The organism is Bartonella sp. MM73XJBT (assembly GCF_028618465.1).
GTDB lineage: Bacteria > Pseudomonadota > Alphaproteobacteria > Rhizobiales > Rhizobiaceae > Bartonella.
In genome coordinates this window covers 72,974-99,247 of the sequence record NZ_JAQISY010000002.1, presented here as the reverse complement: position 1 = coordinate 99,247, position 26,274 = coordinate 72,974, and the positions used below count along the sequence as shown (strand labels likewise).

General features: G+C 35.8%; 18 protein-coding genes and 2 tRNA genes. 7 read left to right on the top strand and 13 right to left on the bottom strand.

Features of this window, described 5'->3' with window-relative positions; all coding sequences use genetic code 11:
- Positions 1–18: 18 nt before the first annotated feature.
- The 4 genes from PVV69_RS01165 to PVV69_RS01150 all read left to right on the top strand — a co-directional run bounded on the left by PVV69_RS01165 (position 19) and on the right by PVV69_RS01150 (position 3,288).
- Positions 19–891, top strand: coding sequence for a DsbA family protein (locus PVV69_RS01165; RefSeq protein ID WP_273756137.1), 873 nt, complete (start codon positions 19–21; stop codon positions 889–891).
- 250 nt (positions 892–1,141) lie between these two features.
- On the top strand, positions 1,142–1,630 hold the full coding sequence (gene accB, locus PVV69_RS01160) for an acetyl-CoA carboxylase biotin carboxyl carrier protein (RefSeq protein ID WP_273756136.1): 489 nt from the start codon (positions 1,142–1,144) through the stop codon (positions 1,628–1,630).
- Positions 1,631–1,644: 14 nt separating this feature from the next.
- On the top strand, positions 1,645–3,003 hold the full coding sequence (gene accC / locus PVV69_RS01155) for an acetyl-CoA carboxylase biotin carboxylase subunit (RefSeq protein WP_273756135.1): 1,359 nt from the start codon (positions 1,645–1,647) through the stop codon (positions 3,001–3,003).
- A gap of 209 nt (positions 3,004–3,212) precedes the next feature.
- Positions 3,213–3,288, top strand: a tRNA-Thr gene (locus tag PVV69_RS01150).
- A 492-nt stretch (positions 3,289–3,780) separates the two neighbouring features.
- Here PVV69_RS01150 and PVV69_RS09990 read toward each other — a convergent pair.
- The 6 genes from PVV69_RS09990 to PVV69_RS01125 all read right to left on the bottom strand — a co-directional run bounded on the left by PVV69_RS09990 (position 3,781) and on the right by PVV69_RS01125 (position 11,635).
- On the bottom strand, positions 3,781–4,023 hold the full coding sequence (locus PVV69_RS09990; protein ID WP_342753426.1) for a hypothetical protein: 243 nt from the start codon (positions 4,021–4,023) through the stop codon (positions 3,781–3,783).
- 437 nt (positions 4,024–4,460) lie between these two features.
- Positions 4,461–4,985: a hypothetical protein gene (locus PVV69_RS01145; RefSeq protein ID WP_273756134.1), complete on the bottom strand. Its 525-nt coding sequence runs from the start codon at positions 4,983–4,985 to the stop codon at positions 4,461–4,463.
- Positions 4,986–6,492: 1,507 nt separating this feature from the next.
- A complete protein-coding gene (locus tag PVV69_RS01140) occupies positions 6,493–7,869 on the bottom strand; it encodes an amino acid permease (protein WP_273756133.1) in 1,377 nt (458 codons plus the stop codon).
- 432 nt (positions 7,870–8,301) lie between these two features.
- Positions 8,302–8,664 (bottom strand): hypothetical protein, encoded by a 363-nt coding sequence (locus PVV69_RS01135; protein WP_273756132.1) that lies wholly within the window; start codon positions 8,662–8,664, stop codon positions 8,302–8,304.
- Between the two features lie 395 nt (positions 8,665–9,059).
- On the bottom strand, positions 9,060–10,598 hold the full coding sequence (hutH, locus tag PVV69_RS01130) for a histidine ammonia-lyase (protein ID WP_273756131.1): 1,539 nt from the start codon (positions 10,596–10,598) through the stop codon (positions 9,060–9,062).
- A 960-nt stretch (positions 10,599–11,558) separates the two neighbouring features.
- Positions 11,559–11,635 (bottom strand) — tRNA-Arg (locus tag PVV69_RS01125).
- 256 nt (positions 11,636–11,891) lie between these two features.
- On the opposite strand from PVV69_RS01125, the gene PVV69_RS01120 reads away from it, so the two are divergent.
- Together PVV69_RS01120 and PVV69_RS01115 are read left to right on the top strand one after the other, a co-directional pair.
- On the top strand, positions 11,892–12,665 hold the full coding sequence (locus tag PVV69_RS01120) for an NAD kinase (RefSeq protein ID WP_273720367.1): 774 nt from the start codon (positions 11,892–11,894) through the stop codon (positions 12,663–12,665).
- Between the two features lie 145 nt (positions 12,666–12,810).
- Positions 12,811–14,214, top strand: coding sequence for a DEAD/DEAH box helicase (locus PVV69_RS01115; RefSeq protein WP_273756130.1), 1,404 nt, complete (start codon positions 12,811–12,813; stop codon positions 14,212–14,214).
- Positions 14,215–14,272: 58 nt separating this feature from the next.
- Here the strand turns inward: PVV69_RS01115 and gltX (PVV69_RS01110) are convergent, their stop codons facing one another.
- The 7 genes from gltX (PVV69_RS01110) to PVV69_RS01080 all read right to left on the bottom strand — a co-directional run bounded on the left by gltX (PVV69_RS01110) (position 14,273) and on the right by PVV69_RS01080 (position 24,552).
- Positions 14,273–15,652, bottom strand: a complete 1,380-nt coding sequence (gltX, locus tag PVV69_RS01110; protein WP_273756129.1) for a glutamate--tRNA ligase — start codon at positions 15,650–15,652, stop codon at positions 14,273–14,275.
- A gap of 11 nt (positions 15,653–15,663) precedes the next feature.
- Entirely contained in the window at positions 15,664–17,325 is a 1,662-nt protein-coding gene (locus PVV69_RS01105; protein ID WP_273756180.1) for an NAD+ synthase, read from the bottom strand.
- Positions 17,326–17,450: 125 nt separating this feature from the next.
- Positions 17,451–18,830, bottom strand: coding sequence for a class II 3-deoxy-7-phosphoheptulonate synthase (locus tag PVV69_RS01100; RefSeq protein WP_273756128.1), 1,380 nt, complete (start codon positions 18,828–18,830; stop codon positions 17,451–17,453).
- Positions 18,831–18,889: 59 nt separating this feature from the next.
- Entirely contained in the window at positions 18,890–20,290 is a 1,401-nt protein-coding gene (gene gor, locus PVV69_RS01095) for a glutathione-disulfide reductase (protein WP_273756127.1), read from the bottom strand.
- Positions 20,291–20,487: 197 nt separating this feature from the next.
- Entirely contained in the window at positions 20,488–21,045 is a 558-nt protein-coding gene (locus tag PVV69_RS01090; protein WP_273756126.1) for a DUF2059 domain-containing protein, read from the bottom strand.
- Positions 21,046–21,145: 100 nt separating this feature from the next.
- Positions 21,146–21,850 carry a ribose-5-phosphate isomerase RpiA gene (gene rpiA, locus PVV69_RS01085; RefSeq protein ID WP_273756125.1) on the bottom strand — a complete coding sequence of 235 codons (705 nt, stop codon included), beginning with the start codon at positions 21,848–21,850 and terminating at the stop codon, positions 21,146–21,148.
- 419 nt (positions 21,851–22,269) lie between these two features.
- On the bottom strand, positions 22,270–24,552 hold the full coding sequence (locus PVV69_RS01080) for a ComEC/Rec2 family competence protein (protein WP_273756124.1): 2,283 nt from the start codon (positions 24,550–24,552) through the stop codon (positions 22,270–22,272).
- Positions 24,553–24,666: 114 nt separating this feature from the next.
- On the opposite strand from PVV69_RS01080, the gene gltX (PVV69_RS01075) reads away from it, so the two are divergent.
- Positions 24,667–26,094 carry a glutamate--tRNA ligase gene (gltX, locus tag PVV69_RS01075; RefSeq protein ID WP_273756123.1) on the top strand — a complete coding sequence of 476 codons (1,428 nt, stop codon included), beginning with the start codon at positions 24,667–24,669 and terminating at the stop codon, positions 26,092–26,094.
- Positions 26,095–26,274 lie beyond the last annotated feature (180 nt).

Below are 26,274 nucleotides of genomic sequence, written 5' to 3'. Positions count from 1 at the left end.
ATATGAAGGCGTATATAAATGATCCATCAGTCTCAACATTCAAAAACAACGTTTATTGCTAGACTTTTAGCAACAATTCTGTTGGGCCTTTTAACCTTTTCATCTTCTCTATCAAATGCAACATCCAGCAATAAAACAGCAAATCATTTAAGCGCGGAAAAGCTTAAAGCACAACTTCTAGAAGATCCTTCTTTTTTATCTAAACTCAAAGAAAAAATTACACCACAGATCGATCATCATGATATTCAAAAAATTGTAAGGGATTATTTACTCACGCATCCAGAAATTATGATTGAAATGCAGCTTGTTCTCCAAGAAAAGTTGGAAAAGAAAAGCGCACAAGATGCACAAACACAAGCTTCAATCATTAACTTTTTAAAAAAAGAAATTTTTCACTCCCCTCATGATGCTGTTTTGGGAAATCCAAATGGTAAAAGAGTGCTGATTGATTTTTTTGATTACAATTGTGGATATTGTAAGATGTCCTATTCATACATAGAAAACTTAATAAAAGAATACCCAGATTTACGAGTCGTTATTAAAGATTTGCCTATTTTAGGACCTGATTCTATGGCAACACACACTGTTGTTCATGCTTTTCGGAAACAATTTCCAGAAAAATATCCTCAGTTTCATAAAGCACTTTTAACCAGTGAAAGTCGTACGAATGAAGCTAAAGCTATAAAAATAGCAGTTTCGTTAGGAGCAGATGAAAAAAAATTGCGCGATGCAATAAAAGATCCTAATCTTCAAAGTCCCTTTAAAGAGAATATTCAAATTGCCTCTCAGCTCAATATTACAGGTACACCTTCTTATATCATTGGTGATAAAGTGTTTATCGGAGCCATAAGCCAAGATATGTTAAAAGAAGCTATAAAAAATATACAGTAAATATCTTTTCTCTACCTTGTCACTTTTATAAAGAATACTGTCAATGAAATGATTTTGTGCTTTTTCTTTTTCGATAACAGACTTATAAGTGCAAATTCGCGTAACAAATACCAGTTTAAGATTACAAAGTGTAATTCTAAAAAAGTAGATAGTTTTTAAAGCCCTCAAATGGTCATCCGTAGTCTAGAGATATTCAGTCATAAGAATTAGGTAATTGGCGATCTTCATTGATCAAGGAGTTAGAGATAAAATGGCAAAAAAAAAGATAGACGCGGGACAACATACCGCAATTGATACAAAAATTATTCGCGACCTTGCTGAAATTTTAAATGATACAAATTTAACGAATATTGAGCTCGAACAGGGTGGACTTCGTATTTGTGTCTCACGCCAAAATATTTCAACACCTCCTGAACAAACAATTTATGCCCCTGTTTCCCCTACAGTTTCTGTAACTTCGCCCCCTACTCCGGCATCTGCCTCTCCTATAAAAGAAGATAAATTTAAAGATGCAGTAACATCTCCAATGGTTGGAACAGCCTATCTTGCGCCTTCGCCAGGGGCACAACCTTTTGTAGAAGTAGGACAGAATGTTTCTGAGGGGCAAACATTACTTATCATTGAGGCAATGAAAACGATGAATCAAATTCCATCACCACGCTCAGGCACAGTAACCACTATTCTTGTAAAAGATGGCCAACCCGTTGAGTTTGGCGAACCACTTATTGTTGTTGAATAAAACGAGAGGCAACTATGATTCGAAAAATCCTCATTGCTAATCGAGGAGAAATTGCTCTTCGCGTTTTACGGGCTTGCAAGGAACTAGGTATCAAAACCGTAGCTGTTCACTCTACTGCTGATGCTGATGCAATGCATGTTCGTCTTGCTGATGAAAGTGTTTGTATAGGTCCTCCCCCAGCGCGCGATTCTTATTTGAGTGTTCATCAAATTATTGCTGCGTGCGAGATTACAGGAGCTGATGCTGTTCATCCTGGCTATGGCTTTCTTTCTGAGAATGCAAAATTTGCCGATGTTCTAGAAGCCCATAATATTACATTTATTGGTCCAACAGCTGCGCATATTCGAATCATGGGCGATAAAATTGAAGCAAAGAAAACCGCTAAAAAACTTGGAATCCCTGTAGTCCCTGGCTCAGATGGAGCTGTCAGCGAAGAAGCGGATGCTCTACGCATTGCGCATGAAATTGGTTATCCAGTTATTATTAAAGCTTCTGCTGGTGGTGGTGGACGCGGTATGAAAGTCGTTCATTCTGAAGAAGAGTTTGCTATGGCTCTCAAAACAACCCGTTCGGAAGCAGAAGCAGCTTTTGGTGATGATGCAGTTTATATCGAAAAATATTTAGAAAAGCCCCGTCATATTGAAATTCAAGTTATAGGTGATGGCGCAGGAAATGCTATTCATTTAGGAGAGCGCGATTGTTCACTTCAACGGCGTCATCAGAAAATATGGGAAGAAGCAACTTCGCCTGCATTAAATGAAACTGAACGGAAAAAAATTGGTGACATTGTCGCAGATGCTTGTGCACAACTTGAATATCGTGGAGCAGGTACCATTGAATTTCTTTATGAGAATGGCGAATTCTACTTTATTGAAATGAATACACGTTTACAAGTCGAACATCCTATAACTGAGGCCATTACAGGCATAGATTTAGTTCATGAACAAATTCATATTGCATCAGGCAACAAACTTTCAGTTGCCCAAGAAGATATCAACTTCTCTGGCCATGCTATTGAATGCCGTATTAATGCGGAAGATCCTCTTACCTTTACACCATCACCAGGAACCATTACACATTTTCATACACCTGGAGGCTTAGGAATTCGGGTTGATTCGGGTGCTTATTCAGGTTATCGGATTCCTCCTTATTATGATAGCATGATTGGGAAACTGATTGTTCATGGGCGTACCCGTTTAGAATGCATGATGCGTTTACGACGTGCTTTAGATGAATTTGTAGTCGATGGAATCAAAACCACATTGCCTCTCTTTCGTGATCTCATTAACAATCAAGACGTTGCAGATGGTAATTATAATATTCACTGGCTAGAAAAATATCTTTCTAAACAATTAACTTCTTCAGAATCATAATCTGATAACAAAAGGATTAATTTTCATTATCACTTCTCTATGAAGAGTCATATATGGAAATAGCATCCAACATCATTATAAATAATAGTAATAAAATAAAGGAACTGATTATTTTATAAATTTGTAATAAAAGTTTTTAAAATATGCACTAAATCTGAAAATTTTCTATTTTCCTTTTTGTGAGTTTGTGCTACCTCGTACGTGGTTATGCCCTTATAGCTCAGTTGGTAGAGCACCTGATTTGTAATCAGGGGGTCGGGAGTTCGAGTCTCTCTGGGGGCACCATTTTCCTTATGTTAAATTATAAGTTTTGGGTTTAACTCATGTTTTTAAACATGAGAGATATCAAAGTAAAAGCTATGGAATAGGACGTTTTCAACGTGCCTCAACAAAAAAACTTGTTGCCAAATTATTCCTAATTTTTTGTTGAATTTTGCAAGTTCTTTTGGGTAAATCATTTAATATTCTAATAAAACGCGTTAACAGCTTCATGTTTCAATGGATTAGAAGGCTTTTTCAGCACATAAGCGATTCAAGCTATAAAACTCTATAAGTCTTATCTTCCGTGCTAACCGGTTACTGATCTTCTTCCTAATTTTACAGAAAATAAAAATGATACAGATATATCTATTTTTAGCCATATTTAAAAGGCGTTCTGAGTGATCCATACGAAGTTTGTGTAAAAATCTTACCAAATTATCTAACCATCTAAAAAGTCCTGTTAAAATGCAGTAGTATCTTTCTGTTTATGATAAATCTTTTTGAGATTCTTTTCAATTATTGTGAAATAGCACTTCTTTTTGAGGTATTTTTTGCTGTACCAGATATCCAGAGGGTCTCTACTCCTAAAAAATCGAAATCCTTAAAGATCTCTCGCATTGAATCATAATCATTCAGACTCAATACAAATTCGCCTTGGATAATTTTGAGAATTTTTGCCATGCTCACAAAATCATTTTCAATAAAATTTCCAGAGCTATAAGACTTTTTTACAAGATACGGTGGGTCTAAATAAAACAAACTGTCTGGAGCATAAAAAAAATCAACAACAATGTTCCCACAAATAATTCAAGATAGTTGTATCAAGCAATTTTTTGCCTAACACGCCTTATTCTTTTAAAAAAACACAATGGATATTACCCTCTAGGACTTCCATGCTGATAAACATAGCCGTCTTCTATTTTGTTTCTTACCGCATTAGATACACAAGAAAATATCTTGTGCTTTCTCAAATTGAAAAGCAATTGTAACATTAACAGAAGCACACACCATATTGACAGAAACCTCCTTATTTCAGGGTTTAGCCTTTTTGTTATATTGCTAATTCCTTATCTGCCACTCACTCAATCAAAGAAATTTTCTCCTTTGCTATAAAGTTTATACGCTTTATTGCTAGTAATAATACCACTGCTGATTTTTAGTCTAATGGAACTTTACCTCTATTTGGGGAGAAAGAACTATTTTAGTTTTCTCTCCCCATTGGTATTTTTGATCCGGTCACTTTTTTTAAGTGATGAGCGTGATGCTGAAGATTGCTTTTGTAAAACTTTTTTTGCTTTTTGATGTCGTTTTTCATTCTCAAAATGCATTAATAAAGCGCGTTCTTTTTTTGTTGCATTGGACACACCAAAGTTATCATTGTCCATAAATTGCTGATATCCTGCTATCATGAGATTGGTTAAAAATGAATCACTTCGTGGAGCTTCTACAAAATAAATGCTCTTTGAATCCTGTAACTTATACTGATAACCTGCTTTAGACATACACTCATAAATTGATGCAAACTCACTCACACGCGAATTCGTATCTTCAGGCGAAGCATAAACTGGTTTCCAACCACATTTTGATAGAGCCTGTTGGATAGTAGCTTTATCAACACCTGGTTTTTCCCATAATGCCAAGGCTGATGGAGACGGTTGATTAATACATCCAGCCGTGCCTAAAAGAGTTATGGCGCTTAATAATTTCAAGATTTTTTTCATTTTCCCCCCCCTCTTTTAATGGAGTTATTTAAGATAAAAAGGCTTATAATCCTACTAATTTTTTATCCCAGTTTTTCAAAACAGTCTAGAGTTGAATTGATGGATTAGGGAAACAATTCTACACAGATAAGAAAAAAAGAATGTAAAAATTATTGATGATTATTAGCAATAAGACTTAAAGTCTGACATTTGTATTATTCTGAATGCTTTTATAAAAAGAACTATTTAAGCACTTTTTAATATTTCATATGAAGGATGAGGGTGCTAGGATGACTAATGAGAAGTTCAAAATTTTATACCAACTCAGTTTTCCACATTTATCAAAAATTCCGCTTGAACCATGCAAGCATTAATGGAAACATATGTGTTGCTCCTTAGTTTTGATTTTCTGGATCAATACTATAGGGGGCATACTACATTTTAAAAGTGCTTTTTCTCTCTCAGTAAATCTGCAAGAAACTTCTCACATATCTTTATCGATGTCGTGTAAGCTCCTTCTAAATAACATCTTGCCATAAATAACAAAGTTACAGCTTTTAATAATTTTAAAATTTATTTCATTTTTCCCCTTCAAATAAATTTGTCCACGATGGGAAAAAAACATAAAGTCTTTAGAATATCGCATTCATCTCCAAAACAAGCATGGATACTGTTGGGATCTGCAATATTGGTGAATGCTTTTTTCTATTAATTGCCATTTACTGAAACTATTTTGTAGATCAAACATTATTGCCGATCTATCTAGCACAAAATTATCTTTATGTTCATCAAAACTGACAGAGGCATATTTTCCTCCACTCAGCTAATCTAACTCACCTGCCCTAGCCACAGAACATGCGATGCCGCATCTATAAAGATTATCACTTATTTTGCCTGTTATCCTGTACACTTTTTTATTCTTATTGCCCTGTCCGTCCACTGGGACTATAGGCGTAAAATTTCAACTTATATTGGCCATTTCTTTTCAACAAATCTTGTGCTTCTTGTGTTGAGTTGGTAAGAGAAAAGAAGTTATTCTCAAGAAACTTCAGATATTATACTATCATTGAATTCTAATATAACAGAATTGGCTTGTCAAAATATAACAAAATTCAAAGCCTGCTTGTTAAATAAAACTGATAGAACAATATTGCACATGTATGGAAAAAAATACATAAATTATTAGTTATTATCAGTATCAATAATTAAGTTTATATTATTACTTTTAAAAATAAATTTAAATATATTATATTTATAAATAAATATAATTATAAAGTCTGATTAAATTATGCACTGTTAAAATTCTTAGTAGCTATCTTTACTTATAAAATTGTTAATCTATAATATTCATTCGTTTTTACTGTTTATGTTCTATGTAGACTGGCAATAGTTATTAATGATAGTATAAAAACATCTTCAAAACAAAAATGGTGATGAAAAAACTCTTCCTAATTTCTGGAGGGTGATTAGCAAACGTCTTTTCCTTTGAAGTTTCAATTCGTTTTTTTATTTAACCTTTGCTGCTATTTTAATTCATTTTGCTTTTTCTTTGATTGTAAATTTTAAGTACATAAAAACAAATAACAAGCCAAATAATCCAACTAATACCCACGATCAAAACTGGCCGTGTATCATCGAAAAACCATAACAGAACAAAGATGAAAATCATAAATAAAACAGAAAAAACTGATCCTATCGGCCACAATGGAATTGGAAATTTTAAACTACACTGTACTTCTTTAGATATTCTAAGCCGCATAAAAATTTGTGAAAGTAAAATCATCATCCAGACAAAAACCGTTGCAAATGTTGCCATTGCTGCAATAAGAAAAAAGAGTCCTTCGTGGTAAAAATAATTAAGGACAACACCAAGAAGGAAGATGATAAAAATCAACAAAATAACAAGAATTGGTATACCGTTTTTTGATAAATGTTGAAATTTTTTTAAAGCATAACCTTCTTGCGATAATCCATGTATCATGCGACAAGCACCGTACATTCCACTATTCATTGCCGAAATAGCTGCTGTAACAATAACAATGTTCAAAATATTCGCTGCATATGAAATTCCAAGATTTTCAAAAATTGCAACAAAAGGACTATCCATAAGACCAATTTTATTCCAAGGATAAAGGGACATTAGAATAGCTAACGTCATGATATAAAAAAGCAAAATACGAACTGGAGTAGAATTAATTGCCTTTGAGATTGTTTGATGAGGATTTTGTACTTCCATCACTGTCATCCCTATGATTTCTATACCACCAAAAGCAAAGACAACAACACTAAAACAAGCAAAAAAACCAAACCAGCCATTGGGAAAAATACCACCATTTTCCCATAAATTATGAACACTGATAATAGAAGAATTCGTATTTGTATCCCAGCCAAATAAAATTATTGCTAGCCCTAAAATAATCATTGCAATAATAGCAATAATTTTAATGGAGGATAGCCAAAACTCTAGTTCACCATATACTTCTACTGCTGCTAAATTAATCCCTGTAATAATCAGTGTAATACTAAGTGCCCATATCCAAGGTGCAACATGAGGATACCAAAACCCCATATAAGTTGCAAAAGCTGTAATGTCAGCTAAACCAACAAGAATCATTTCAAATACATATGTCCATCCCGTTAAAAAACCAGCCAACGGAGATATGTAATTTGCAGCATAACGAGCAAAAGAACCGGGCATTGGATTATGAATAATCATCTCTCCAAGCGCTCGCATAACCATAAAAATAGCTAAACCAGCAATACAATAGGCAATCAAAACACTTGGACCAGCAAGCTTAATCGCTTGTGCTGATCCGTAAAACAGACCTGTACCAATAGCAGAGCCAAGAGCTAAAAAAATAACTTGACGCTTGTTCATGCCCCGTTTCAGTTCATTTGTTGCCATTTTTTTCCTTCTTTATTGAATTTTGATAAAACTCGCACTACAGCACCAACTCTATGATAAATACAGCCTCATATTTCTCTCAAAAATATATTTTAAAAAGTATAAAACACTGACCCGCTAGACACTTTGTCTTAGGTAATGAAAAATACTTTTATTGCGAATGATCTAAGCTTTTTATAGCCTACAATTGTGTATCATTTCATTGAGATAACGTAATAATGATTTTTTTACAATTGTCATTTAATTCGTTTCGTATTTTCTATTTTTTACAGAAAAACAGAAGCTCTCAAGCTTTTACCATACTAGTTGGGCATAAGTATGTTAATTGTTTTTGTTATTTTCGCAAATTCTCTTACTTTTTAGCTCATAACAATAAAAATTATACATAGTAGCCTATAAAATAACTTGCTAATATGCAACGCAATAACTTAATCAGTGATAAAGTGAATCCCGCCAATTTTCAAAAGCTTGCAAAAATCTAGCACCTACCCATCTCTTAAAGACTGTAACCGTCTTCAATGCAATTCCTCCAAGAAAAACAGCTATTGCGGTAAAAATAATCTTTTCAACTTTTTGCTCAATAATAGATTTACCATTTTCTCTAGAACTTTGATCTGAAATAGTAATAAACGTTCTATTTGTTCTTTGACAAAAAATATCTTTCCTTTGTGTCCCCACGGTAATGAAAATATTCTCTTGAGATCTATCTCTCCAAATTTTTGCATGAACCTCTACGATTGATAAAAAATACAAAATAACAGATGTTAGAATAGATAATTTATTTTTTGCAAACATTTCTTTTTCCTTTATGTTTATTTTAAATAACAAATAAGTAAATATTAAACGCATAAGGATCTAAATACAAAAATATAGATAATAAAAATATTAACTTTACTTTGTGCAAATAAGAATAATATAGCTTTATACATTAGAAAATTTAATACAGAAAAAGAACATTACATAAATATTTAGAAAATCTTAAAAAGATTTCTCTTATAAGCTTGTTTTGGTAAATCACATCATCGTAAAGATAATGTTGGCAATATAACAGGAAATGCCTTTCCAATATAATCAGCAAATAAATGATCACAGATTTATTTAGTTGTGCAAAGTATCATTATGAAGCCACAAACGTTGCATGAGAAAGCCAACAGTTAAATGGCTTTCTTTATAAACTTTAAAAACAAATATTATTGGGGATACAATGGAGGAAAAATTGTTTCTGGTAAAATGGATAATAAGTGCCCTTCACGTACAAGCATATGTGCTTTATGAAGATCTGGAGCCATGTAGCGATCTTCCTTAAGAGTGTCAATATTTTTGCGTAGATGCTCCATAACAGACTGTAGGAAGAAACTTGTTTTCAAAGGTGTACGATATTCAATTCCTTGTGCTGCAACAAGTGTTTCAATGCCAATAATGGTAAAAAGGTTTTCACTCATTGCCAATAACCGGCGAGCACCATGGCAGGCCATTGAAACGTGATCTTCCTGATTTGCGGATGTTGGCGTTGAATCTACAGAAGCAGGATGTGCCATTTGTTTATTTTCAGACATTAAAGCTGCAGCGGTTACTTCAGCAATCATAAAACCTGAATGAAGACCAGCATTTTGCGCTAAAAAAGCTGGCAGTCCATAAGAAACTGCTGGATCAACCATAAGAGCAATACGTCTTTGGCAAATAGAGCCAATTTCACATAAAGCAAGAGCAATTTGATCAGCAGCGAATGCTACAGGTTCAGCATGAAAATTTCCCCCCGATATCACTGCACCATCGCTTAAAATCAATGGATTATCTGTAACCGCATTTGCTTCAATAATAAGTGTTTTTGCTGCTGCGATAAGAACATCAAAACATGCTCCCATAACTTGTGGTTGGCAACGTATACAGTAAGGATCTTGTACACGATCATCATCACGTAAATGTGCAGCTCGAATTCCTGAATCCTTTAAAAGCTTTTCTAATGTTTGTGATACAGCAATCTGTCCATAATGACCTCGTAAAGTATGAATATCGGGATGAAATGGTGCTGTTGATCCCATGATAGCATCTGTTGTCAAAGCCCCTGCAAGAAGCCCACCACACAATGCCCGATGACTACGAAAAAGACCTGCAAGAGCAAGTGCTGTCGATGTTTGGGTGCCATTAATAAGAGCTAAACCTTCTTTTGCCTGTAAAATAATAGGAGATAACCCTGCTTTTTCTAAAGCTGCAGCTCCACTCATGCGCGTGTTTTGAAAAAATGCTTCTCCCTCTCCCATCATAACAGCAGCCATATGAGCAAGTGGGGCAAGATCACCCGATGCACCAACAGAACCCTTTTCAGGAATGACAGGAATAACGTCTTTTGCAAGCATATTTTCTAGCAAATGTATCAATTCTAAACGAACACCAGAAGCTCCTCTTCCCAAAGAAAGAAGCTTTAAAGTCATTATCAAACGTACAATATTTTCAGCTAAAGGTTCTCCTACCCCACAACAATGTGACAAAATAAGATTTCTTTGTAAAATGGCAACATCGCTTGCACCAATTTTAATCGAAGCTAATTTACCAAAACCAGTATTGATGCCATAAACTGGCTCACTCCCCGCAGAAATTTCAGCAATACGCTCAGCCCCCTTTTTAATAGATAAATATGTATCACTGTGAAGTTTGCTTATTTCATCATTGAAATAAATAGCCTTGAGTTCACTAAGTGTTACCTCACCTGGTTTTAATATAATTGTCATAATTTTCTTTCTTGTTTATTTTATATGATACTTAATATCATTAGGCTTTTCTATAAAAATATAAAAAGCTATGGATACTCTTTGAGAAGAATTTAAACCAATCAAATAAATAAATTCTGTTCATTCTTTCTTTAAATTATAAACAGCAAAATCAATTATTTGTCTTTATTTTCTTAGAGAAATCCTTGATACATATCTTCTCAGCTCTAGCCAAAACCTGTTTTTTGTTATTTGAAGAATTTGCTTATATTTTTTGGCACCCCCCCATAAATAATAAAAATTCAGTAAATTGAGATATTTAAAAATATCAATAAAAAATAACTATAGTTTAGTCATAATACAAATTATAAATTAATTATACTTAAATATAAGTTAAGATAAATAACATAAAATAATATTATGAAATTGTATTAATAATACATATTTCAATATCTATATTTTTATGAATTTTATATTTAAATCATTATGATAATAATATTTATTTTTTAGTCAACACTTTGCAAATTTGCGATCAAAGTGATAAAAATGCTCATGTAACAAAAAGAATAATTTTCTTTATGGTGAAAAAGAAAAAGTAGCATACAATAAAATTACCCATTTTAATAAGATAACTATAAACTGATATCGCTTTACCAATAATTTTTATAAAATATTTTTTCAAGCGAATAATAAAGAAGTTATTTACTCTATCTATCGAAATAAAGGAAGATATTAGAAATAACAAAGGAGAATGGTTTTATATGCTGAACGCTTTCATAACATACCCCTTTCTTTAATCCAATATTCAACATACTGAACAGAAAAGGCTACATAGAAAACACAAAAAACGTATTCTTCTAAAATTATTTGTTTTTTGTACATAACTTAACAGAGAATTCTCACAACTATTTTAATAAAAAAGTTTTATTTCTTCTCAGATCATATGCTCACAAAAATAATACGAGATAGAACGAAAAAGTATGGTGCACCCGACAGAATTCGAATCTGTGACCTCTGCCTTCGGAGGGCAGCGCTCTATCCAGCTGAGCTACGGGTGCTTACAATTGAACAGTGATCTTTTAACTGATCATACTCTCAGCTGCAATAATGAATTCTTATTCTTTTTTAAATAGGTGTTCATGATTTATATCACCATACAATTTTTTTATCCTTTTCCGCTATGATATATTACCTGAAACAAATCAATTTTCAGACATAATGCTTTTTCTTACAAAAATGTTTTTTTATGATACAGCTTCAAAACTCCCCCTAAATAGGCTAAAAAATAAACTGTGAATATCAGGATAATTCTTAATGATTACATTACCAAATCGCTTCCATTTCATTTCTGCTGAAACTGAGGAAGCCATAAAAGCTACTGATAAATTAATTTCTGCATACGGGAATGCTTCTCTCGAAGATGCTGACGTTGTTATTGCAATCGGTGGTGATGGAACAATGTTACAAACGGTACGAGACATTATGGACACAAGAAAACCTATTTATGGTATGAATCAAGGTTCTGTAGGATTTCTTATGAATGAATTTCATGAAAAGAAATTGCCAAATCGCATTGCTGCCGCGCATAAAAAGGAAATTCATCCCTTACGTATGATTGCAGAAGCTGAATGTCAAGGAACCATTGAAGCATTAGCAATTAATGAAGTTTCTCTTTTTCGTCAATCCTATCAAGCAGCAAAAATTCGCATTAGCATTGATGACAATATACGCATGGAACAATTAATTTGTGATGGTATTCTTGTTGCCACACCAGCGGGTTCTACAGCATACAATTTATCCGCACAAGGACCTATTTTACCCCTCATGGCTCCACTTATGGCACTCACTCCCGTTAGTCCCTTTCGTCCACGACGTTGGCATGGTGCATTGCTTCCCAATACGGCAAAAATACGCTTTGATATGCTCGAAGCTGATAAACGTCCCGTCAATGCAGCTGCTGATAATGTTGAAGTTAAATCTGTTCACTCCGTCACTATTTTAACAGCAACAGAAATAACAGCTTCAATTCTTTTTGATGCTAATCATTCATGGGATGAGCGTATTTTATCAGAACAATTTCGCTATTAAATATTGTATTATGCTCTCTATGTGTATATGGCTGTTATAGTTGACTTTTTTGTGAAGTCGCCTTAACCCCTCCAGAGTAGTGTAATATTTAATTTCACGAATAATTCAGTAGCGAAACTAAAATCGCAAAGCAATTGATAAAAAAATGATAGCACTTTTAAACAGTTTTGATGATTTCGGTCTTTCCACAAAGGTTATTAAAGCCATAAAATCAGTGGGATATACAGTTCCAACACCTATTCAGAGTGAGACAATCCCCCATGTCCTTCAAAGAAAAGATGTTTTAGGAATTGCTCAAACAGGAACGGGGAAAACTGCTTCTTTTGTTTTACCTATGCTTACATTACTTGAAAAAGGTCGTGCGAGAGCACGAATGCCCCGTACTCTCATACTAGAACCAACAAGGGAGCTTGCAGCCCAAGTTGAAGAAAATTTTGATAAATATGGAATAAATCATCGTTTAAATGTTGCATTGTTGATTGGTGGCGTTTCCTTTGAACAGCAAGACCGTAAACTTGAACGGGGTGCTGATGTACTTATAGCAACACCAGGACGCCTTCTTGATCATTTTGAACGCGGTAAATTGCTCCTCATGGGAGTTGAAATTCTTGTTATTGATGAAGCTGATCGCATGTTGGATATGGGATTTATTCCTGATATTGAACGCATCTGTAAATTAACGCCTTTTACACGGCAAACTTTGTTTTTCTCTGCAACAATGGCGCCAGAAATCAGCAAACTGACAAAGCAATTTTTACATGCTCCTGTATCTATTGAAGTTACAAAAGCCTCCTCAACAGCAAGTACGATTACACAACGGCTCGTCAAATCTGGAAATAAGTCGTGGGATAAAAGAGCGGTTTTACGAGAACTTATTCATAATGAAGGCGATGAACTTAAAAATGCTATTATTTTCTGTAATAGAAAGAGAGATATTTCTGAACTTTTTAGATCACTCGTAAGACATAATTTTAGTGTAGGCGCACTTCATGGAGATATGGACCAATATTCGCGTACAAACACCCTAACTGATTTTAAAAATAATAAACTTAAACTTCTTGTTGCTTCTGACGTTGCTGCCCGTGGACTTGATATCCCAGCTGTAAGCCATGTTTTCAACTATGACGTTCCTACACATGCTGAAGACTACATTCATCGAATTGGTCGTACAGGACGTGCAAACCGTAGCGGAAAAGCTTTTACTATTGTTACAAAAGCTGATCAAAAATATATTAGTGCCATTGAAGAAATGAGTAACGAAAAAATTGAATGGCTCAGTGGAGATCTCTCTACATTAACAACTGATGATCAAGAAGAAGAGATCATTTTAAAGAAAAAATTTCCAAAATCATTACAGAAAACCGCTTCAAAAAGGCCTATCGTTCAAACTAAAAAGAATTTAAAAGATGATAAAGCGGATTATATTCAATCTGAAAAGAATAAAGCAAAGCCCTCTGAACAACACCACTCTCGAAAAAACAAAATGTCTTCTCCCTCTGGATTTGGTGATGATATCCCAGCATTTATGCTCATAAAGACCCACAATTAAACGGAAAAATTCTTTTCTTTGAAAAGACAAAAAATAGAATGTTTTTAAAACATTGCTCTTATCCGCTTTGAAGAGTCAGTCTTTTTATCACCTTCTCGCGCCCTAAAAGTGGCAAAAGTCTGCCCATTTCAGGACCATGATCCATTCCAGTAAGAGCCTGACGTAATGGCATAAACAAAGCTTTCCCACTACGACCTGTTTTTTCTTTTAATGCTTTCGTCCAAACTGTCCAGCTTTCATCATTCAGCACACCTTCAGGCAAGAAATCGAGTGACTGACGAACGAATGTATGATCCTCAACCAGCACTGTATCAAAATGCTTATCATCATGAATAATTTCCCACCATAAGATAGCATCATTCACTTTATCAATATTACTTCTTATCACATTCCAAAAACACTCCGCCTTTTCTCCCTCAATAGAAAGACTTTCAAGGCGTGTTTTAACTTCTGCATAAGTTAATTCATGGACGAGATGACTATTTAAAGTAGAAAGATCAGTAATATCAAATTTTGCAACGGATCTCGACGTATCTTGCAGGTTAAAATGTTTTAAAAGTACTGCTTGATGCGGATAGGGATGCACATTTTGCGATGTTCCAATCAAAACCGCAAGGCATTGAATAATTATAGATTCAAATCCTTCTTCTCGTAAAGAGCGAATAGAAAGATCATTGTTCCGTTTTGATAGTCCTTTTCCTAAAACTGTTGTCAATAAATTGAAATGGCCAAAGATTGGTAATTCTGCACCAAGAGCTTTAAAAAGAGCAATCTGAACACCAGTATTGGTAATGTGATCATCGCCACGAATAATGTGTGTAATGGCCATATCTATATCATCAACGACAGAGGGTAATGTATAAAGATAACTTCCATCTTCACGAATGAGAACAGGATCTGAAAGAGATGCCAAATCAATTGTCTGCTTCCCTTTTACCGCATCATCCCAGCAAATTTCTGTTCGCTTTGTTTGTAAAGGATTATTTTCAAAATTGGGAAGAAGAAAACGCCAATGCGGTTTACGACCTTGCGATTCAAATAGTTTTTGATCCTCTACTGTTAATTTCAATGCAGAACGATCATAAATAGGAGGCAATTTACGAGAAAGCTGGATTTTACGACGCCGCTCTAATTCTTCTGCAGTCTCATAACAGGGATAAAGAAGACCACTTTGTTTGAGAGTTTCTGCAACTTCATCATATCGAGGAAACCGTTTAGATTGATAATAAACCTCATCCGGTTGAATATTAAGCCACTCAAGATCAACTGCAATAGCATCAATATATTCCTGTTTAGATCGTTCAACATCCGTATCATCATAGCGCAAAATGAATGTTCCATTATGCGCTTTTGCATAAAGCCAGTTGAAGAGAGCACTACGGATATTGCCAATGTGAATATAACCTGTTGGAGAGGGTGCAAAACGAACTTTTACCATAAAAACAACACTCAATTCTTATCGCGAAAACGATTGACAATAGGATAACGACGATCACGTCCAAAGTTCTTGTCACTGATTTTTACGCCGGGCGCTGATTGTCGCCTTTTGTATTCTGCACTATAGAGAAGATCTTCAATTTTCTCAACCGTTTCGCGTGAATACCCACGTTTAACAATATCATAAACACTCATGTCATCTTCCACAAGAGACTGCAAGATATCATCTAAGACAGGATAAGGAGGAAGAGAATCTTCATCTTTTTGATTTTCCCGAAGCTCTGCGGAAGGTGCCTTTTCTATAATACGAGAAGGGATCACAATTCCCTCTGGTCCCCTTAAATTTTGTAAGTGGTTTTTATTGCGCCACTGTGCCAATGCATAGACCTGTGTCTTATAAATGTCTTTAAGAGGATTAAAACCTCCATTCATATCACCATAAAGTGTAGCATATCCTACAGCCATTTCCGATTTATTACCTGTCGTTACCAGCATTGAACCAAATTTATTTGAAAGCGCCATCAAAACCGTACCACGTATACGACTTTGAAGATTTTCTTCTGTCACATCAGATGGCAAGCCTGAAAAAACAGGCGACATTATATTCAAAAAAACCTCAACAGGTTGCACAATTGATATCACTTCATAATGACACCCTAAAAGATCTGCACATTCTTTGGCATCTTGCAATGATTTTTGTGAAGTATAATGATAAGGCATCATTACGGTGCGAACCCTTTCAGCACCAAGGGCATCTACCGCCATTACCGCACAAAGAGCTGAATCAATTCCTCCTGAAAGACCAAGAACAACATCCTTAAAGCGATTTTTATTGACATAATCTTTCAACCCCAAAATACAAGCTTGGTAATCAGCAGCTAATCCACTGAGAAAATTTTCATTTGGACCAGAAATACATTGCCATCCTGTTTCTTTTCGTTGCCAATGGCTTACAGCAACATGGCTTTCAAAATGTTTCATTTGAAACACGATTTTGCCTTGCCCATTCAACGCAAAAGATCCCCCATCAAAAACCAGCTCATCCTGACCACCAATTTGATTAGCATAAATAACCGGTATGCCGGATTGAAGAACTTGCTTACGCACAACTTCTATTCGTTTTAGTGTTTTATCACGTTGATAGGGAGACCCATTAAGGACGAGAACAACCTCAGCCCCTTTATTAGCAAGTTCTGCACAAAGAGAAGCATCATTCCAAATATCTTCACAAATCACGATACCTAGTTTTAGTCCGTGATAGGCGATAGGCTCAGGACGAAAACCTGGAGAAAATAGCCTCTTTTCGTCAAATTCAGCATAATTAGGTAAATCAAACTTCAAGCTTTCAAAAACAATTCGTCCTTCATCAAGAAGGACGACTCCATTGTAATTTTTGTCATTACGCTCTAGCGGAAGACCAATGATAATTCCTGGTCCCTCTTTTGTTATCTTTGCTAATTTTTTAACAGCTTCTTCACATTTTGTGATAAAAGCGGGTTTAAGAACAAGATCTTCCGGTGGATAAGCACTTATAAAAAGCTCCGTGAATAAAACAACATCAGCCCCCTCTTCCTTCGCCTGCTGATGCGCCATTACAGCAAGAGAAAGATTTCCCTCAATATCACCGACAACAGGATTTAATTGGGCAATTGCTACCCGAAAATCATTTTTCATAAGCCTTTGTATCATTTCATCTGTTTGGTGACCACAACTCTGTTGCAATTATCAGAAACATTTCTTTTTCCAAAGAATCTATTTTCCTATAAGTCGTAAAATAAAAAATGCTATACCATTTTTGTCTAACCATTGGCAGCAAGTGCCACTGAATCAGTACGACGATTTTTTTTAAGAAGTTCAGCAACAAGAAAAGCCAATTCTAATGCTTGATCTGCATTTAATCGCGGATCACATTGTGTATGATAGCGGTCAGATAAATCTTCAACAGAAATAGCATGTGCTCCACCTGTACATTCGGTTACATCACGACCTGTCATTTCAATATGAATGCCCCCTGGATAAGTCCCCTCCCCATAATGTACTGCAAAAAAATTCTCTACTTCCTTTAAAACATAATCAAAGGGGCGCGTTTTATAGCCATTTACAGTCACTGTATTACCATGCATGGGATCACACGACCATATCACCGCACGCTTCTCGCATTCAACTGCACGGATCAATTTAGGCAGATAATGCTCTACCTTATCATAACCAAAGCGTGTAATAAGCGTTAACCGTCCCAGTTCATTCTCAGGATTTAAAATATCAATTAATCTCAGAAGCTCATCAGGCTCAAGTGAAGGACCACACTTCAATCCAAGGGGATTTTTAATACCGCGGCAATATTCAACGTGAGCATGATCAACCTGACGTGTACGATCACCAATCCATAACATATGGCCAGAGGTTGCATACCAATCTCCAGAGGTTGAATCGATCCGCGTCAAAGCCTCTTCATAGCCAAGCAAAAGAGCTTCATGACTGGTATAAAAAGATGTTTCACGTAATGAAGAATTTGTTTTAGAGGTTATCCCTATAGAACGCATAAAATCAATCGCTTCAGAAATACGCTCTGCTAACAATTCATAACGTTCTCCCTGAGGGCTTTGAGAAACAAAGCTCAACATCCATGCATGAGCATTTTCTAAATTGGCATATCCTCCTTGTGAAAAAGCACGCAGTAGATTGAGTGTTGCTGCAGATTGGCGGTAAGCCATAGACATTCGTTGCGGATCAGGAATACGAGAATCCGACTTAAATTCAATGCCATTAATAATATCTCCTCTATAAGAGGGAAGCTCAACTCCCCCTTTATTTTCCATGTCTGAAGAACGTGGTTTTGCAAACTGACCAGCAATGCGCCCGACTTTAACAACAGGCTTAAAGCTGCCAAAAGCTAAAACAATCGCCATTTGTAAAAATACACGAAAAAAATCACGAATATTATCAGCCTCATGTTCTGCAAAGCTTTCTGCACAATCACCACCTTGTAATAAAAAAGCTTGACCTTGTGTAACAGCGGCTAATTCATTTTTCAAATCACGTGCCTCACCTGCAAACACCAAAGGAGGATAACTCCGTAGCTTTCGTTCAACATCTGCTAATACAGTCTGATTCGGATAAGCTGGAACTTGTTTAACTGGCTTTGTTCTCCAAGAGCTTGGTGTCCATTCTTTTATCATTTGCACTCTCTCCAGAGCTTAAGCGCATAAGCTTAGTATACTAAAAACTTTGCTGCTTATTATAATTTATGCTCTTCTATTTTCTTCCCATTTTCATATACATAACTTGGTTTATACATCGTTACCAATTCTTCTGCCATCGTTGGATGCAGTGCCATAGTCTCATCAAAAATATCCTTCGTTAGTTTTCCTTTAAGAGCTATACCAACAAGTTGTGCCATCTCAGCAGCATTTTCTCCTAAAATATGCGCACCAACAACAATGCGGCTTTCACCATCAACGATAAGTTTCATAAGCATTTTTTCCAAACTTCCGGAAAGAACATTGCGCATAGGACGAAAAACTGTACGATAAATCTCAAGACGCTTATAACGCTGAATCGCATCCTCTTCTGAAAGACCAACCGTTCCAATCTCAGGCTGCGAAAAAACCGCTGTCGCAATTAAATCATGATCAGGTATAGTAGGTACGTTCTCAAATGCAGTTTTAACAAAACACATTGCATCATAAATTGCGACAGGTGTTAATTGAATATGGCCTGTTACATCACCAACTGCCCAAATGTGAGGTACATTCGTTGTCATTTTTTCATCAACAACAATTGCACCAAATTCGTTTACTTCTATACCAGTTTTTTCAAGCCCTAAACCCATTGTATTTGGTACACGACCGGTAGCCAACATAATCTGATCGGTATTGATCGTTTGTCCATTTGATAAAGTGACATCATAACAACCACCTGTCTCTTGTACTTGAGAGACTGTCACCCCATAAAGAATAGAAATCCCTTTTTCAATCATTGCATCATGAAGCAATTGCCGTAAATCATGGTCAAACTTACGAAGAATTAAATCACCACGATGGATTAGCGTTGTTTGTACACCTAACTCATGAAAAATATTGGCAAATTCAACACCAATATATCCACCACCAACAATAACTATTGATTTTGGGAGTTTTTCAAGATCAAAAATTTCATTGGAAGTAAGGCACAAACCACTGCCTCGTATTGCAGTACTTGGTGCAACTTTTGCCCCCGTCGCTATGAGAATTTTTTCTGCGGTTATCCGCTCACCTGTTAGAGAAAGCTCTAATGTGTGATCATCCACAAAAACAGCACGGCTTTCATAAATATGAACATTATTATTTTGTAGTCCCTTGCGATAGAGACCTTCTAATCTTGATATTTCTTCATTTTTAGCCGCAACTAATTTCTCCCAGCTAAAAATTGGATCCGCATATTTCCATCCAAAACCAACACTCTTACGAAACTCTTTTGCATATTGTGAAGCATAAACATACAATTTCTTGGGAACACAACCGCGAATAACACAAGTCCCCCCGATACGATATTCTTCTGCTATAGCCACACGCTTACCAAGTCCTCCAGCAAGGCGTGCTGCGCGTACCCCACCAGAGCCACTTCCAATAACGAATAAATCAAAGTCAAAAGATCCCACAAACTATCCCTTCTTATATGTTTACAACAATAGGCTATGATCATTCATTATCAAATAAAAGTCTTTATTTGTTTTCAAATATCACTTTTTTATAGAGCAATGTCTTTTAAGAACCAACTTTTATTAAAAACGGCGGAAAACCCACCGTTTTTGTTATAAACTAGAAAACACCTATGATTGTAATGATATCAATCAACCTATTTTTTATTTTCTGAAGAGTTCGATTTTTCAGGCGTAAGAGAGTTATCTAAATTAAGTGTTTCGGACATCTCTTTTTTTACATTTTTTACAAGATCCTGCATCAGAGCAGAACGCCATGTATCAAACGTAGAATAGGCATCATGCGCAAGATTTGGAACTTCTGTCAAAAATTTCTTACCGGTATCAGAATTATAAAATGCCGTGATCTCATCAAGTTCTTGCTGAGTAAAATATTTGGCATACACATGAGCAATTTCTTTTTCTAAATCAGAGCGTCGTTTAGCTAAAGCAAGCGCCTGTTTATCAACAATATCAGAAATAGCAGTTGCCAAATTGGGATCATCACCCATGAGTTCATCTTTGAGATCACGTGCTGCATTTGGTAAAAAGCTATCAAATTGATCTGTTGCACGAATAGCACTAATAGCTTTTCTAGCTGAAATTAAATGTTGCTCACTCACACCTTGTGCATGAGACATTCCTATATTCATAACCAAAACGGCAATTGCACCGAAATATACGACGATACGCTGACAAGAAAATACTTTTTTCATTAATGATTACCCCGATAACAATTATAATTTAAATTCGTTATTTTATCCAAAATCTTTCATATTTTACTGTGTTAACATATCTTGATGTAAACTGTCTTCTCTAAAAATCAAATGGTTCTAAAATTTTTATTTCTCCATCAGCCATAGCGACAATTGCACGCGAAGCTAATCCTAAAAAAAGACCATGCTCGACAACACCAGGAATTGCAAGAAGCGCATCTGATAATGATTTTGGCTGTAAAATACATCCCCAAAATGCATCAAAAATAAAGTGACCGCCATCTGTTCTAAAAGGCGTTTCTCCATTCATTCGCAAAACGACTTCTCCAGAAAGCCCTAAACCACCCGCTACTTTCTCTATGGCTTTGCGTGTAGTATGTACACCAAATGGATCAACTTCAATGGGCAATGCAAAAGCGCCAAGTTCTTTTACTACCTTTGTTTCATCCGCAATGACAAGCATCGCACGAGATGCCGATGCTACAATTTTTTCACGTAATAATGCCCCACCTCCCCCTTTAATGAGAGACATCCCTGGACCAATTTCATCCGCTCCATCAATATCAAGATCTAGCTCAGGTATTTGCTCCAATGTACTGATAGGTATTCCGAATTTACGACAGAGTTGTTCAGAATAGAGCGAGGTAGCAACACCAGTCACCCGTAACCCCTTTGTAACACGCTCACCAAGAAGGCGAATAAACTCATTTACTGTCGAACCAGATCCGATACCAAGCCGCATATCATCTTCAACAAATTCAAGTGCCTTTAAAGCCGCCATTTCTTTTAACTGCTGAACATTCATGAATTACTTTACCTTTTGTCCCATCAGCGTCAGTTATCACAATGCGATAATAATGAAGTAGCCTATTACTTCAACCTGTTATCAATTTATTTGTCACTTTTTGATTGAGAAGAGATTTTAATTATTATAAATTATAAAAACAGATGATAAGAGTAAAATAGAATAATTAACAATTTTATCTCTTTAAAAAATTTATTGATATTTTCATTTTATTCTGCTCACCTCGATGAGGTCACACATAAAAAGTTTGCTACAAACTTATCAAAGTGTTTAGATATAAAAACATTGCTGCCGTAAGAAAATTGGAAGCAGTTTCTCAATTTTCATAATATTGAGAAACGCACGGCAAAAAAGCATAATCAAAAAAACTACCTATTATTTTTCTCTTGCTGTGTGAACACAAAAAAGGATGGAAAATACTACAGGCTATGCAATTTTTGTGAATATTGCCTGTGCATATTCCATGGTCTACGAAACCCCATCGAAGACCAAATAATATCTCCACTTTTAGTAATCATAACACTCCCTCGTGATAACAATTGTCGGAGAGTAAATATTATTTTTGCCTTTTTACTACATGTTTGATTATCCACTGCAAATGTCTTAATGACAATATCTGCCTCTAAACATTGATCTGTTTCTCTATGCAACACAATTACTTTTAATCCATTTGCTAATAAGGATGCGCATACATTATGATCACATATGAACTGTCCATGAAATGACGGACCATATTTTGTTGGCTTGATCATCCCATTTACACGAAATAATTTTTCCCATATTGATGTCGTGAATTTAGAAATATGATGACGATCAATATATAATTTCTTTTCATCGATAACACCCACGAGCTTCATATTATCTGCTATAATGAGTTGTATCGGTGAACGCACAAAGCAAACAAAAAGACCAGACAAAATAAAAAAACTAAAAAAGAACCTAATGGGTGTTTTACAAAAAGTCAGTCCAACTAAACCTATACTTAATAAGACCAATGCAGATAACGGCATAAATCCAGGATTTAAAACAGGAGAAATAGATTTTATAGCATGAGCAATTTTTATCACAAGACCAATACCAAAACCCATAATTTGAAGTGGTAGCCATTCAAAGCCCCAAAACATTGAAAGGACTGCGATTAATCCAAAAGGTATGACGAAGATTGATACTATAGGTAAAGCTAAAGCATTGCTGATGATACTCAAGAATGCAATATTAGAAAAATGATAAGCAGCATAAATTCCACTGGCAGTCCCCGCTACAAACGAAGAGGCACATATGGAAAGTATTGATAAGAGAGCAAAATGAATGACTCCAGCTCCAATATAAGAGGGTGTTGTTTTTCTTATGCGATAAGATGACTGCCTGCCCCACCAATCAAAAAAAGCAATCAAAGCAGCAGTAGCAGAAAAGGACATTTGAAAGCTAGGTCCTAATATTTCATGCGGTGCAATAGCCAAAGTTATCAAACCTGCAATAGAGAAATTACGCATTGTTGCAGCAGAACGATTACACAAAACAGCAACCAACATAACAGCAATCATCACAAAACTTCTCTGTGCTGATACAGCAACACCAGACAAGAGCATATAAAACGCTGTTATCATTAAGGCAGCAATAGCAGCAAATTTTTTAGTAGAATAATAGGATGAAAAAACCGGAAAAAGTGCCAAAAAACCACGGATACTCACAAGAACTATGCTGCTCAACAAAGCCATATGTAAACCTGATATTGATAAAATATGGGCTAATCCAGCCGCACGCAATGCTTCATTTGTCTCATTTGAAATACCAGCTCGCTGTCCCGTTATAAGAGCGGCAGCAACATTCCCCTTTTCTCCGTCCATTGCCTTATGGATTCGTTGGGTTATATTGTTTCGTAAATTTTCAATTTTCTGTAAAACTCTATTAAATATTTTATTGGACTGTGAAACGGATATTTTAATTGGTTCTCCTAAATAAACTCCCTGAGCACCAATTCCTTTAAAATAATTATGGAAACTAAAATCATAACCTCCCGGATACACTGGCCCAGATAATGCACGGATCTTGACTTTTCCCTGTAGCCCATCACCAATTGCCGATCTATGTGGTAAGCGTTTTGCCGATAAACGAATACGATGAAGGCTATGACGTAATACAGGCTTTGCTGTCCTCAAAACATCTAGGACTAAACGAAACTCTCCCCCTTTTCCTGACTCAATAGAAACAATTCTTCCTGTTAGCGTGGTAATAACGTCGCTGCTCAGCATTGGTGTAGCTATCCGGTATGTTTCTATTTTTGCAGCCAAAGCACCCAATACAATACAAAACAGAAATCCTGTCAGAATCCAAATTCTCCGATAGAACCGTAAAATATACAACATTGCAATGCAGAGACTAATCAACATGGCAAATTGCCCCCAATTGGGCTCCTGCTCTAACCTAAAATAAAAAATGATACCTATGGAAAAAAAGACCAAAATTAAGGAGAAAAGAATTCCCCAAGAGATTTCTTTGTCGATGCAATCGACCAACCATTCCCAGAAAAAAATTATTGTATCTTTTAAAGGTGCAAAGATAAAAATCTTTCGTTTCTTACAAGTATCGTTATTTGCATCAGAACGGGGAGAAAAAGCTTTCTGCCATATCAGACTCGATGTTTTTCTTTCTGAAACATCATTTATGGATAAACCATCCTTAACTTTATTTTTATCAAACATCTGCAAATCCCCACTTTACTTGCAATGCGGCTATTGCACCCTCCATCAGCTATGCTAACATAATCCTTCTATAAAGTCCTATAAATAACATCTTATTTTTAAAGGAAGAGATCCGTGTCCGTTATTACCCGCTTTGCCCCATCACCAACAGGCTTCCTTCATATCGGAGGTGCTCGTACAGCCCTCTTTAATTGGCTTTATGCCAAACATACCGGTGGTAAAATGCTGTTACGAATTGAAGATACAGACAGAGAACGTTCAACAGAAGCAGCTGTAAAAGCCATTATAGACGGTTTGCACTGGATGGGACTTAGTTATGATGGAGCTCCTATTTCACAATTCGAACGCGCACAACGTCATCGTCAAGTTGCAGAACAATTGGTAAAAGATGGCAAAGCTTATTATTGTTATGCTTCTCCTGAAGAGCTGGCTGAAATGCGTGAAAATGCCCGTGCAGAAGGTCGCCCACCGCGTTATGATGGACGTTGGCGTGATCGTGATATTTCTAAAACGCCTAAAGACATCAAACCTGTTATTCGCATTAAAGCACCACAAGATGGGGAAACAATTGTGCACGACCGTGTTCAAGGTGACGTTCGCTTTCCTAATAAAGATCTCGATGACTTTATTATTTTGCGTTCTGATGGCTCACCTACTTATATGCATGCTGTAGTTGTTGACGATCATGATATGGGAGTCACTCACATTATACGTGGTGATGACCATCTCACAAATGCAGCTCGCCAAACAATTATTTTCAAGGCAATGGGATGGGATATTCCTGTTATGGCACATATTCCACTTATACATGGTGAAAATGGTGCAAAATTATCAAAGCGACATGGTGCCCTCGGTGTAGATGCTTACCGGACAATGGGTTATCTTCCTGCTGCTTTGCGAAATTACCTCGTTCGTCTGGGCTGGAGTCATGGTGATGACGAACTGATGTCAATGGAAGATATGATTTCTTGGTTTGATATTGATGATATTAATAAAGGTGCAGCACGTTTTGATCTCAAAAAACTCGATGCTATCAATGGGCATTATATACGCATGAGCAATGATCAAGATCTTTTTGAATCTGCTCTTAGTATTTTACCAGAAATTGAAGGTGGCTTACAAATCTCAGAAAGACTTGATGAACAACGTCGTGTTCAATTTCTAAAAGCTATACCACATTTGAAAGAACGTTCAAAAACATTGTGCGAACTCATTGACAATGCTTCTTTCATTTTTACACAACGACCATTACAACTTGACGAAAAAGCACAAACACTCCTAGATAAAAATGGACAAGCCATTTTAAACGATGTTTATCTTGCTCTGAAAGAAGTCCACTCTTGGGATACAAAAACGCTCGATGAAAAGCTTCGATCTTATGCGTGTACACAAGATCTCAAATTTGGCTCCATTGCACAACCACTTCGAGCAGCTCTTACAGGACGTCCAACTTCTCCTGGAGTCTTTGATGTTCTCATGTTACTGGGACGAGATGAATCACTCAATCGTATCAATGATCAACTTCTCACCACCACATGTTAGCGATATGTACATAGCCTATTAATCCGATAAGCATTCACGTACCAATGTTTCTACACAAACGGAAAACTAACTTCTTTTTTCAGTCGTGGAAATATACATTTGGTAAAATTGCAAATAAAATATTTTTTAGATTGCATGCGCTCACTTTTAGGGTAAATCTACCTTTAAATAGGTAGAGAA